Annotated in this window: 10 protein-coding genes; 5 read left to right on the top strand and 5 right to left on the bottom strand. The window is 65.9% G+C overall.

Translation table 11 applies throughout. The annotated features are described in order from the left end of the window. Positions 1-1,158, top strand: a 1,158-nt coding sequence (locus RMO40_RS01140) for a helicase-related protein (protein WP_309715138.1), incomplete at its 5' end; no start/stop codon positions are given. A 64-nt stretch (positions 1,159-1,222) separates the two neighbouring features. On the opposite strand, the gene RMO40_RS01135 is transcribed toward RMO40_RS01140, so the two are convergent. From RMO40_RS01135 to RMO40_RS01120, 4 genes are read right to left on the bottom strand one after another with little or no spacing between them, the layout of a single operon-like run. Continuing rightward, positions 1,223-2,104 carry a transglutaminase family protein gene (locus RMO40_RS01135; RefSeq protein WP_309715136.1) on the bottom strand — a complete coding sequence of 294 codons (882 nt, stop codon included), beginning with the start codon at positions 2,102-2,104 and terminating at the stop codon, positions 1,223-1,225. A gap of 10 nt (positions 2,105-2,114) precedes the next feature. Beyond that, the gene (locus tag RMO40_RS01130) at positions 2,115-2,462 is read right to left on the bottom strand and encodes an FKBP-type peptidyl-prolyl cis-trans isomerase (RefSeq protein ID WP_309715135.1); all 348 of its coding nucleotides are present in this window, start codon (positions 2,460-2,462) and stop codon (positions 2,115-2,117) included. A gap of 31 nt (positions 2,463-2,493) precedes the next feature. Next, positions 2,494-3,375, bottom strand: a complete 882-nt coding sequence (gene gluQRS, locus RMO40_RS01125; RefSeq protein WP_309715133.1) for a tRNA glutamyl-Q(34) synthetase GluQRS — start codon at positions 3,373-3,375, stop codon at positions 2,494-2,496. Then, positions 3,376-4,383: a LysR substrate-binding domain-containing protein gene (locus RMO40_RS01120; RefSeq protein WP_309715131.1), complete on the bottom strand. Its 1,008-nt coding sequence runs from the start codon at positions 4,381-4,383 to the stop codon at positions 3,376-3,378. A 118-nt stretch (positions 4,384-4,501) separates the two neighbouring features. Between RMO40_RS01120 and RMO40_RS01115 the strand changes: the two genes are divergently transcribed. Then, positions 4,502-5,203 carry a pirin family protein gene (locus tag RMO40_RS01115; RefSeq protein ID WP_309715129.1) on the top strand — a complete coding sequence of 234 codons (702 nt, stop codon included), beginning with the start codon at positions 4,502-4,504 and terminating at the stop codon, positions 5,201-5,203. Between the two features lie 19 nt (positions 5,204-5,222). After that, positions 5,223-5,942, top strand: a complete 720-nt coding sequence (locus tag RMO40_RS01110) for a DUF599 family protein (RefSeq protein WP_309715127.1) — start codon at positions 5,223-5,225, stop codon at positions 5,940-5,942. Here the strand turns inward: RMO40_RS01110 and RMO40_RS01105 are convergent. Next, positions 5,909-6,667, bottom strand: coding sequence for a sulfurtransferase (locus tag RMO40_RS01105; RefSeq protein ID WP_309715125.1), 759 nt, complete (start codon positions 6,665-6,667; stop codon positions 5,909-5,911). The genes RMO40_RS01110 and RMO40_RS01105 overlap by 34 nt on opposite strands. Before the next feature lie 42 nt (positions 6,668-6,709). On the opposite strand from RMO40_RS01105, the gene dnaE reads away from it, so the two are divergent. Both dnaE and RMO40_RS01095 read left to right on the top strand, forming a co-directional pair. After that, entirely contained in the window at positions 6,710-10,207 is a 3,498-nt protein-coding gene (gene dnaE / locus RMO40_RS01100) for a DNA polymerase III subunit alpha (RefSeq protein WP_309715123.1), read from the top strand. Between the two features lie 124 nt (positions 10,208-10,331). Next, positions 10,332-11,229 (top strand): patatin-like phospholipase family protein (locus RMO40_RS01095; RefSeq protein WP_309715121.1); only part of this gene is annotated, 898 nt, incomplete at its 3' end.

The following is an 11,229-nucleotide window of genomic DNA, read 5'->3' as shown; positions in this document are numbered from 1 at the left end:
CACATGCAATCGGGCAAGGCGATTCTCGAAAACGTCGAGATGCTGGTGCTCGACGAAGCCGACCGCATGCTCGACATGGGCTTCATCGACGACATCCGCCACATCGTCGACAACCTGCCGCAAGAGCACCAGACGGTGATGTTCAGCGCCACCTTCGGCGGCCACGTCGGGCGCCTGGCGCAAGACCTGCTGCGTGACCCGATGCGAATTGACGTGGCTTCGCAAACCGACACCCACGAAAACATCGAACAGCGCCTGCACTGGGCCGACAACAAGCACCACAAGGATGCCTTGCTCGACCACATCCTGACCGGCAAAGAGATGGAACAGGCCGTGGTGTTCACCAGCACCCAGCGCGACGCCGACTGGCTCGCCGACCGCCTGGCCGACATGGGCCACGCCGTGGCTTCGTTGCACGGTGGCATGCCGCAAGGCCGTCGCACCCGCGTGCTGCAAGGCCTGCGCAACAAGCAACTCAAGGTGCTGGTCGCCACCGACGTGGCCGCGCGCGGCATTGACGTGCCGAGCATCAGCCACGTCATCAACTACGGCTTGCCGATGAAGGCCGAAGACTATGTGCACCGCATCGGCCGCACCGGCCGTGCCGGCCGCAATGGCCTGGCCGTGACGCTGGCCGAGCGCATGGACAGCGGCATGATCCGCCGCATCCAGCAGTTCACGACCCAGAACATCCCGGTGGCCACCATCGTCGGCCTCGAGCCCAAGAGCCCCGAGCCACGCATGTTTGCCCCGCGTCCTGACGCCGGCAAGTTTGGTGGTGGTGGCAAGTCCTTCGGTCACCGCCCCGCAGGCGGCCCGGCCAAGAGCTTTGGCAACAAGCCGTTTGGCAAGCCGGCGTTCCCGCGCGGTGGCGAAGGTTTTGCACCGCGCGATCGTGCTCCGTTTGAGCGCGACCGTGCTCCGTTCGACCGGGATGCCGCGCCGAACAACCGTTTCAGCCCGGATCGCCCGAACGACCGCCACAACAGTGTGTTCGTTCCGAACGGCCAGCCGGTGCAGCGCGCAGGTGCCTTCGACCGCGCACCGGTCGATCGCAACGCCAACGGTTTTGCCCCGCGCAAGCCGGCGGGTGCACCCGTCGGCAAGGGTGGCTTCAGCAAGCCGCAGCGCCCGCGCCCGGGTGGCTTCAGCCGCTGATCGCTCTCGAGCGTGAATGAAAAAGGGCTCGCACTGCGAGCCCTTTGTTCGTTTGGATGTCGACTCAGATGCGCCGCACGCGCACGTCGACCTGCATGCCCAGGTACGCGTCAGGCTCGCCGTACCAGCTGCCGGCGATCGGTGCGGCCTGTTTGGGGTCTCGCGCCACGCCCACGCGCACCAGGTGGTAGCCACCCAGCAGGTTGTTGGTGGGATCGAAGGGCACCCAGCCTGCGCCAGGCAGGTAGGCCTGCAGCCAGGCGTGGGTGGAGCCGGCGCCGACGATGCCGTCTTCGCCCCCATCATCCAGCGAGGGGTCGTAGAGGTAGCCCGAAACGAAACGTGTGGCCACGCCCAGCCGGCGAGCGGCTTCCATCATGAGCAGGGCAAAGTCGCGGCAACTGCCGGTGCCGCGCGCCAGCGTGATGAGTGGGCTTTGGGTGCCTTCTTCGTCGCGCGCGGCGTAGGTGAGCTTGTTGCGAATGTGCTGGTTCATCTGCACCAGCAGGTCGCGCGTGCCGGTGGGCCCGTCGGTGCGGATGAACTGGCGCGCCCAGGCGGTGAGCTTGCCGTCGGGGTCGTCGTGGTGCGGGCGCAGGTAGTGCTCGAGGTCGAAGCGTTCGTCCACCGAGTACGCGAACGGAAAGAACTCCGCCGAGGGCGACAGCGGCAGCTCGAGGTTGTTGCTGTGCGCATGCTCGATGGTGAACGAGCACACGATCTTCAGCTCGGTCGCTTCGCCTTCGGGCTGCACCAGGGCCACCGAGTTGGAATAAGGGTCCTGGATCATGCGCACATCTGCGTCGGGGCTCACCTCCAGGTCGGTGGCGAGCACCCGCAGGTCGTGGCTTTCGCGTGGCCGAAACATCACCCGGTGTTCGCCAAAGCTCACCGGTTGAGCGTAGCTGTACACCGTGGTGTGGGTGATGTCGTAGCGCACGGGCATCGGGTGTGCCTCAGACGCCCAGCAACTCGACTTCGAACATCAGCGTGGCGTTGGGCGGGATCACGCCGCCTGCACCACGTGCACCGTAGCCGAGCTCGGGCGGGATCACGAGCAGCCGCGTGCCGCCGACCTTCATGCCTTGCACACCTTCGTCCCAGCCCTTGATCACCATGCCGGCCCCCAGGCCAAAGTCGAACGGGTCGCCGCGGTCCTTACTGCTGTCGAACTTGGCGCCCTTGACGCCTGCGTTGTAGAGCCAGCCGGTGTAGTGCACCTTCACGTGCTGGCCGGCCTGGGCTTCGGCGCCGGTGCCGGGGATGGTGTCTTCATATTGCAGGCCGGAGGCGGTGGTTTGCATGGCTTCTATCCTTGGTTGAAAGGTCGTGATGCTAAGGCACAGTGCCCCACAAAGTGCGCCACGCCGGCACGGCATGCGCAAGCCAGTGGGTGGACGTCTGCGCATCGAAGGTCGGCAGCATCAACATGCGCCCGGCTTCACGCAGCGCGGCCAGTGGGTCATGCAAGTCAAGGGCCTGCGCACCGCTTTGTTTCGACAGCTTCTCGCCCAGATCGTTCAACACCAGGGGCGTGTGCAGGTAGCGCGGCATGGGCAGGCCGAGCCGGCGCTGCAGCAGGATCTGCCGCGCGGTGTTGTCGGCGAGGTCTTCACCGCGCACCACATCGGTGATGCCTTGGTCGGCGTCGTCGACCACCACCGCGAGCTGGTAGGCCCACAGGCCGTCGGCCCGCTTGAGCACAAAGTCGCCCACGGTGTCGGGCACGTTTTGCACCTGTGGCCCCAGGCGCCGGTCATGCCAGCTGACGCTCTCATCGCAGCGCAAACGCGTGGCGCGCGCGGGCTTGCCCTGCAGGCCGCTTCGGCAGGTGCCGGGGTAGACAAGCTCACCATGCCGCGGCTTGTTGTGGCCCGATGCGGCGAGTGCTTGCGCGATGTCACTGCGCGAGCAGCCGCAGGGGTAGGCATCCCCCTGGTGCAACAGCTGGTCGAGTGCGGCCTGGTAGAGCGGCGAACGTTGCGACTGCCACACGGGCGGCTCGTCAGGGTGCAGGCCGCAGGTGGCGAGCTGCGAGAGGATCAGCTGGTCGACACCGGCCACGCAGCGCGGTGTGTCCACGTCCTCGATGCGCACCAGCCAGGTGCCGCCGTGGGCGCGCGCATCGAGCCAGCTTGCGAGTGCCGCCACCAGCGAGCCCGCATGCAGCGGCCCAGTGGGCGAGGGCGCGAAGCGGCCTCGGTAGTGCGATGACATTCAGCAGCCGCCCAATGGCAGGCGCCCGCTGTGCCGCTCGAGCAAGGCCTTGCGTGTGGCGGCACTTTCCAGCTGGTTGAGCCACCAGCGCAGCGCCAGGCCTTGTTGCGGCTTGCGGCTCGCCTTGCCGGTGGGTTCGCCGCGCCATGCGTAGCCGAGGCTTGCATTCAGCGGCGGGCGCTGCACCGCCTTGGCCACCAGATGGCCGGCGGCGAGGTGCTCGCGCACCATCGGCTCGGGGATGAAACCGCAGCCCATGCAACGCAACAACGCCTCCACCTTCGCAGGCATGGTCGACACCGTGAGCACGTCTTGCCCCGGCAGCAGGTTGACGGTGAGCGGCGTGAGGCGGTGCGCCGAGTCGGCCACCGCGATCGCGCGGTGGCGCATCAGTTCGGCATCGGTGATCGGCTGGGTGGCCGCGGCAAGCGGGTGGTGCGGGGCCACCGCAAACACAAACGGCATCACCCCCAGCGGCTGCAATTGGATGCCCGCCGGTGGCAACTGGTCGGTGCCCACGCCAATCGCCAGGTCGGCCTGGCCGCTGACCAGTGCTTCCCAGGTGCCGGCGAGGATTTCAGTGCGCAGCCGCAACCGGGTGCCCGGCCCGCTGCGCCCCGGGTCGGCGCCGTCGGCCTTGAGGGCGTAGAAGGCTTCGCAGATCTCGAACACCGTCACCCGCGAGAGGGCGCCGTCGACCGCCACGGTGAGCTGGGTTTCCCAGCCGGTTCCCACCCGCTTGACGCGGTTGGCCACCGCGTCCACCTGCTCCAGCAGGCGCCGGCCTTCGTTGAGCAACTCTTCACCGGCCGCGGTGAGCTTGGCCTGGCGCGAGCGGCGGTCGAACAAGAGAACGTCGAGCGCGTCTTCGAGCTGGCGAACGTTGTAGGTGAGGGCCGACGGCACCTTGCCCAGCTCGCGCGCTGCCGCGGCAAAGCTGCCGGTGCGGGCGATGACGTCCATCATCGCCAGGGCTTCGGGGGTCAGCACATTGCGGGCAGTGATCATCGCGGGTGTCCAGGTCAGCAAGGCGGATTCATCTTATTTGAACGGATGCTTCAACGTGCAGGCGCTGATGGTGTGCGTGTGCACGCCTAAATTCAGAGCTCAGAAAGGAAGGCACACCATGATCACCCTTCGCAAATCGTCAGAACGCGGTTATGCCGACCACGGCTGGCTCAAGTCGTTTCACAGTTTTTCGTTTGCCGATTACTACCACCCCGAGCGCATGGGCGTGGGCAACCTGCGTGTCATCAACGAAGACCGCATCGCCCCGGGCACCGGCTTCGGCACCCACGGTCACCGCGACATGGAGATCGTGTCGTATGTGCTCGAAGGTGCGCTGGGCCACAAAGACAGCATGGGCAACGGCACGCAGATCGTGCCCGGCGACGTGCAGCGCATGAGCGCGGGCCGTGGCATCCAGCACAGTGAGTTCAACCACGCGCCGAACGCGACCACGCACTTCCTGCAGATCTGGGTCATGCCCAACGAGCGCGGCATCGTGCCTGGCTACGAGCAGAAGCATTTCGATGAAGCGCAAAAGCGCGGCCGCTTGGCGTTGGTGGCAAGCCCCGATGGGCGCGACGGCTCGGTGACGATCCATGCCGATGCGGCGATGTACGCCGGTCTGTTCGACGGCGAGGAGGCGGCCGAGCTGCCGCTCTCCTCCACGCGCAACACCTATGTGCACGTGGCGCGCGGTGCGATCCGCGTCAACGGGCAAGAAGCAGCGGCGGGTGACGCGGTGCTGCTCGATAACGAGGCCGCGCTGCGGCTCGAGTGCGGGCGCGCCGCCGAGGTGATCGTTTTCGACCTCATGCCCTGAGCCGGCTACAGTGCGCGGCATGGACACCGTGTTGCGCGTCATCAGCATCCTCCCCTGGACCGACTGGGCCGCACTCGCGGCCTTTTTTGCGTCCTGGAGCGGCTACGCGTGGTTTGCCCGCGACCGGGCGCAGACCAAGCCGTCGATCCTCGCCAGCACCAACCGCATCCGCCGCGAGTGGATGCTGCAGACCACCTACCGCGAAGTGCGCGTGCTCGACGGCGTGGTGGTGCAAAACCTGTCGACCAGCCCGTCGTTCTTCGCCTCCACCACCATCCTGATCATCGGTGGACTGCTCGCCGTGTTGAGCGCGAGCGACAAGGCGAGCGACCTGGTGCGCGAGATCCCGTTTGCCGCGCGCACCACGGTGCTGATCTTCGACCTGAAGCTGGTGCTGTTGCTGGTGCTGTTTGTTTACGCGTTCTTCCGCTTCACCTGGTCGATGCGGCAATACACCTTCGGCGCCTTGTTGATCGGCGCGGCGCCCGAGGCCAAGCAGCTTGAAGCCATGGGTGCCGTGGGCGAAGAGCAGCGCCAGGCCTTTGCCAAGAAGGCAGGGCGGGTGGTCGGCATGGCGGCAGAGACGTTCAACGACGGGCTGCGCGCGTACTACCTGTCGTTCGCCGCCATCGGCTGGTTCTTCTCGCCGCTGATCTTCGTGCTGGCGACGGTCGGTGTGATCTACATCCTGTACCAGCGCGAGTTTCAGTCGGACGTGCTGGAGATCCTCAACTCCTGAGGCTGCAGCGCGGGGTCGAGTGCCTCTCGTTCGTCGAAGACGAAACAGTCGCCGTCAAAGTGGTGGCAGCCGACTTCTTCAAAGTACTTGAGGATGCCGCCGTCGAGTTGCACCACATGCTCGATGCCGGCCTCGGCCATGTAGATCGCCGCCTTCTCGCAGCGGATGCCGCCGGTGCAGTAGCTCACCACGCGCTTGCCGCGCAGTTCGTGCCGGTGAGCGAGCACCTGGGCGGGGAACTCGCTGAACTTGGTGATGTGCCAGTCGAGGGCGTTGTGAAAGCGGCCGTGGTCGATCTCGAAGCTGTTGCGCGTGTCGAGCGTGACCACCGGTCGGCCGTCGTCGTCGTGGCCGGCATCGAGCCAGCGTGCGAGGGTCTTCGCGTCGACCGCCGGCGCGCGGCCGGCCTCGGGCCGCACGGTCGGGTGGTTCATGCGGATGATCTCGCGCTTGACCTTCACCAGCAGCTTGCCGAAGGGCACGCTGTCTGACCAGCTCTCCTTGGGTGCGAGTGCGGCAAAGCGCGTGTCTTCATGCAGCCATGCCACGAAACTGCGCAGCTTCGTGGGCTCACCGGCCAGAAAGAGGTTGATGCCCTCTTCGGCCAGCAACACCGTGCCTTTCAGGGCCAAACCCGCGGCTTGTGAGCGGATGCTCTCGCGCAGGGCAAGCGTGTCCGTCAAGGGCACAAACTGATACGCAGAGATGTTCAAAATTGCTTTCACACCAGCGATTTTACGGAGCGGATGCCTCCCTAAAATGCCCGCATGGCCTTCATTCACCTGCGCACCCACACCGAGTTTTCCGTTGTCGACGGCACCCTGCGGATCGACGAACTGGTGGGTGCCGCCTCGGCAGACGGGCAGGCCGCGCTGGCCATCACCGATCTGTCGAACCTCTTTGGCGCGGTCAAGTTCTACAGCGCCGCCCGCAAGAAGGGCGTCAAGCCGATCATTGGCGCTGACGTGTGGCTGGAGCCCACCGAAGGCGACAAACAACCCAGCCGCCTGGTGCTGCTGGTGCAAAGCAAGCGGGGCTACCTCAACCTGTGCGAACTCATCTCGCGCGGCTGGCTCGACCCCAACGCCCGTGGCCAGGCCTGGCTCAAGTGGGCGTGGCTGGCCGAGTTGAACGAAGGCCTGGTCGCGCTCTCGGGCGCGGAGCTCGGTGCCATCGGCCAGGCCTTGATGGCGCAAGACACACAGCGTGCACAGGCCGTGGCCACACGTTTGGCGACCACCTTCCCGCAGCGTTTTTACATCGAGCTGCAACGCGCCGGCCTGCCCAGCAATGAAGCCCACGTTCGTGCTGCCGTGCCGCTGGCCGCGCAGATGAAGCTGCCGGTGGTGGCCACGCACCCGGTGCAGTTCCAGACACCCGAAGACTTTGAAGCGCACGAAGCACGCACCTGCATTGCCGAAGGTGAAACGCTCACCAACCCGCGCCGTGTCAAACGCTTTTCTCGCGAGCAGTACTTCAAGACGCAGGCGCAGATGGAGGCGCTGTTCGCTGACTTGCCGAGCGCCTTGCACAACACGGTCGAGATCGCGAAACGCTGCAGCCTCTCGTTGGTGCTGGGCAAGCCGCAGCTGCCCGACTTCCCCACGCCCGAGGTCAACGGCGAGCGCATGGCGCCGGAGGCTTATTTCCGCCACGCCTCACATGAAGGTCTGAAGGAGCGGATGGTCCAGCTCTACCCCGACGAAGCCGAGCGCGCCAAACAACACCAGCGTTACGTCGATCGCCTGGAGTTCGAGATCACCACCATCTTGAAGATGGGCTTCCCGGGTTACTTCCTGATCGTGGCCGACTTCTTCATCTGGGCCAAGAGCAACGGCTGCCCCGTCGGCCCCGGCCGGGGCTCGGGTGCGGGCTCGCTGGTGGCTTACGCGCTCAAGATCACCGACCTCGACCCGCTGCGCTACAACCTGCTGTTCGAGCGTTTCCTGAACCCCGACCGCGTGTCGATGCCCGACTTCGACATCGACTTTTGCCAAGGCAATCGCGATCGTGTGATCGACTACGTGAAAGACAAATACGGCCGTGACGCCGTGAGCCAGATCGCCACCTTCGGCACCATGGCCGCCAAGGCCGCCCTGCGCGACGTGGGCCGGGTGCTCGGCATGGGCTACGGGCATGTGGACAGCATCGCCAAGCTGGTGCCCGCGCCACCTGGCAAGACGGTGACACTGGCCCGCCCCGGCGACAAGCCCGACCCCGGCCTGATCTACGCCCGGGTCGAAGCGCCCGAGATCGAGCAACGCGAAAAGAACGAAGAAGAAGTCGCCGAGTTGCTGGCGCTGGCCGAGCGGGTCGAAGGCATGGTGCGCAACATCGGCATGCACGCCGGTGGCGTGCTGATCGCGCCCGGCAAGATCACCGACTTCTGCCCTCTCTACATGCAGCCGGGCAGCGATTCGGCGGTGAGCCAGTTCGACAAGGACGACGTCGAAGCCATTGGCCTGGTGAAGTTCGACTTCCTGGGCCTGGCCACGCTGACCATCCTGGAGATGGCCAAGGAGTTCATTCGCGCGCGCCACGCCGACCAACGCGAGTTTTTGCTGGAGAACATCCCGCTCGACGACCGTGCGGCCTACCGCCTGATGAGCGAAGGCAAGACCGTCGCCGTGTTCCAGCTTGAAAGCTCGGGCATGCAACGCATGCTGCGCGACGCCAAGCCGAGCGTGTTCGAAGACATCATTGCGCTGGTGGCGCTGTACCGCCCGGGCCCGATGGACCTGATCCCGAGCTTCTGCGCGCGCAAGCACGGCCGCGAAGAGGTCGACTACCCGCACCCGCTGATGAAAGAGGTGCTGGAAGAAACCTACGGGATCATGGTCTATCAAGAGCAGGTGATGCAGGTGGCGCAACGCCTGGGCGGCTACTCGCTCGGCGGCGCCGACCTGCTGCGCCGTGCCATGGGCAAGAAGAAGCTCGAAGAGATGGTGGCCCACCGCGCCACCTTCGCCGAAGGCGCGGCCAGGAACAACATCGCTGAGCCGCTGGCCAACGAGATCTTCGACCTGATGGAGAAGTTCGCGGGCTACGGCTTCAACAAGTCGCACGCGGCGGCCTACGCCTTGCTGGCCTATCAAACGGCCTACCTGAAGGTGCATTACCTGGCCGAGTTCACCGCGGCCAACATGAGCGTGGCGCTCGACGACACCGACAAGCTCAAGATCTTCCACGACGATGCGGTGGCGCTCGGCCTCACCTTCGAGCCGCCCAATGTCAACACCGGCACCTACCGTTTTGATCCCGTCAGCGACAAGGTGGTGCGCTACGGCCTGGGGGCGGTGAAGGGCACGGGGCAGAGCGCCATCGAGGCCATCGTCGCTGCGCGCACCGAGGGCGGGCCGTTCAAGAGCCTGTTCGACTTCTGCGCAAGGGTCGACCGCGCCCGCATCAACAAGCGCACGGTGGAAGCGCTGATCAAGGCTGGCGCCTTCGACCTGCTGCACGCCGAACGCTCGATGATGGTGGCGAGCGTCTCATTGGCTTTCGACTACGCCGACACCCAGGCGGCGCACGCCGACCAGGGTGGTTTGTTCGACTTTGGCGACTCGCATGCGGCCTCGACGCAAGAGCCCGATCTGATTCAGGCCGAGCCCTGGAGCATCAAGGAGCGCCTGACGCTGGAGAAGGTGGCGCTGGGCTTCTACCTGTCGGGCCACTTGTTCGACCAGAGCGAAGCCGAAGTGCGCCAGTTTGCGAAGCGCAAAATCGCCGACCTCATCGACTCGCGCGAGCCGCAGGTCCTGGCCGGTATCGTGGGTGACCTGCGTGTCATCAACGGCCAGCGCGGGCGTGTGGCCATCTTCAGGTTGGACGACAAGAGCGAGTACATCGAGTCGGTGATCAACGAAGAGCTGCTCAATGCCAACAAGGACTTGCTGAAAGACGACGAACTGATCGTGGCGCTTGGCAAGGTGCAGCCCGACCGCTTCTCCGGTGGCATGCGCTTCAACATCCAGCAGGTCTGGGACCTGGCCACCGCGCGCTGCCGTTTCGGCAAGTACCTGCGGGTCGAAGTGAACGGCAGCGTGCCACCGGTGGCCGAGGTGTTGCGCGACTTCCCCAGCCGCAAGGTCACCACCGAGCAAGGCCCGGTGGCCCAAGGCCTGGGTGTGCGACTGGTTTTGCAGCGCGACGCGGCGAGTGGCGAGCTCGACCTGGGCGACGAAGGCCGTTTCTTCCCGACCGACGCCGCACTCGCACGGTGGCGCGAGGGCAGCCACGGCAAGGCGCGCGTCGTTTACGAATAGTCATCCTGCCGGGTTGGTGGGCGCTGGGCGACGGGGTGGCGCCGCCCCCACGTTCGAGGGCTGGCCCTGATCCGCGCCGGCATGCGCGCTGTCTACACTGGCGCGTATGCCAAGAACAATTCCGATGACAGGGCTGATCCTCACCGGCGGTGGCGCCCGCGCCGCCTACCAGGTGGGGGTGCTGAAGGCGGTGGCGAAGATTCGGCGTGACGCCGCGCCCTGGGACCGCAGCAACCCGTTTCCGGTGATCACCGGCACTTCGGCCGGCGCGATCAACGCGGCTGCCTTGGCCAGCCACTGCGACGACTTCGACGCTGCCGTGGCAGCAGTGGCCGAGGTGTGGGAAAACTTCCATGCCGATCAGGTATACCGCAGCGACACCATCGGCGTCATCCGCACCGGCGCGCGCTGGCTCACGATGATGTCGCTCGGTTGGGTGATCGCCCGCTGGCGTCGCGCGCGGCTGCGCTCCCTGCTCGACAACTCACCGCTCGAAGAGCTGCTGCACAAGATGGTGTCGGTCGATCGCCTGCGCGGCGTGATGGAGTCGGGCCACCTGCAGGCAGTCGCGGTCACGGCGTCCAGCTACAGCTCAGGCACCCATGTGACCTTCTACGACTCGCTCAAGGAATTCGCCCCCTGGAACCGCTCTCAGCGGGTGGCGGTGCGCATGCCGATCACGGTGCCTCATCTGCTCGCGTCCGCGGCCATTCCGTTTGTCTTTCCGGCGGTGCCGCTGGACTTTGACGGTGTGACCGAGTTCTTTGGCGACGGCTCGATGCGCCAGTCGGCCCCCATCTCGCCTGCAGTGCACCTGGGTGCGCGACGCATCCTGGTGGTGGGTGCCGGCCGCATGCACGAGCCCCCGGGGCGGCGCAAGGTCAGCGGCGCGTATCCCAACTTCGCACAGATCGCGGGCCATGCGTTGTCGAACATCTTCCTGGACGCACTGGCGGTGGATGTCGAGCGCCTGCAACGCATCAACAACACGCTTGCATTGTTGCCGCCCGAGGCGCTGGCCA

Source organism: Rhizobacter sp., from assembly GCF_031412075.1.
Classification (GTDB): domain Bacteria; phylum Pseudomonadota; class Gammaproteobacteria; order Burkholderiales; family Burkholderiaceae_C; genus Rhizobacter.
The sequence above is the reverse complement of the archived record's forward strand: the minus strand, read 5'-3'. Positions and strand labels throughout refer to the sequence as shown.

Bases quoted from the DNA above. Each gene is read 5' to 3' on its own strand.
- gluQRS (WP_309715133.1), bottom strand. From the start codon at position 3,375: ATGTCATCGCACTACCGAGGCCGCTTCGCGCCCTCGCCCACTGGGCCG.
- dnaE (WP_309715123.1), top strand. From the start codon at position 6,710: ATGGCCTTCATTCACCTGCGCACCCACACCGAGTTTTCCGTTGTCGAC.
- RMO40_RS01135 (WP_309715136.1), bottom strand. From the start codon at position 2,104: ATGCCCGTGCGCTACGACATCACCCACACCACGGTGTACAGCTACGCT.
- RMO40_RS01115 (WP_309715129.1), top strand. From the start codon at position 4,502: ATGATCACCCTTCGCAAATCGTCAGAACGCGGTTATGCCGACCACGGC.
- RMO40_RS01120 (WP_309715131.1), bottom strand. From the start codon at position 4,383: ATGATCACTGCCCGCAATGTGCTGACCCCCGAAGCCCTGGCGATGATG.
- RMO40_RS01130 (WP_309715135.1), bottom strand. From the start codon at position 2,462: ATGCAAACCACCGCCTCCGGCCTGCAATATGAAGACACCATCCCCGGC.
- RMO40_RS01110 (WP_309715127.1), top strand. From the start codon at position 5,223: ATGGACACCGTGTTGCGCGTCATCAGCATCCTCCCCTGGACCGACTGG.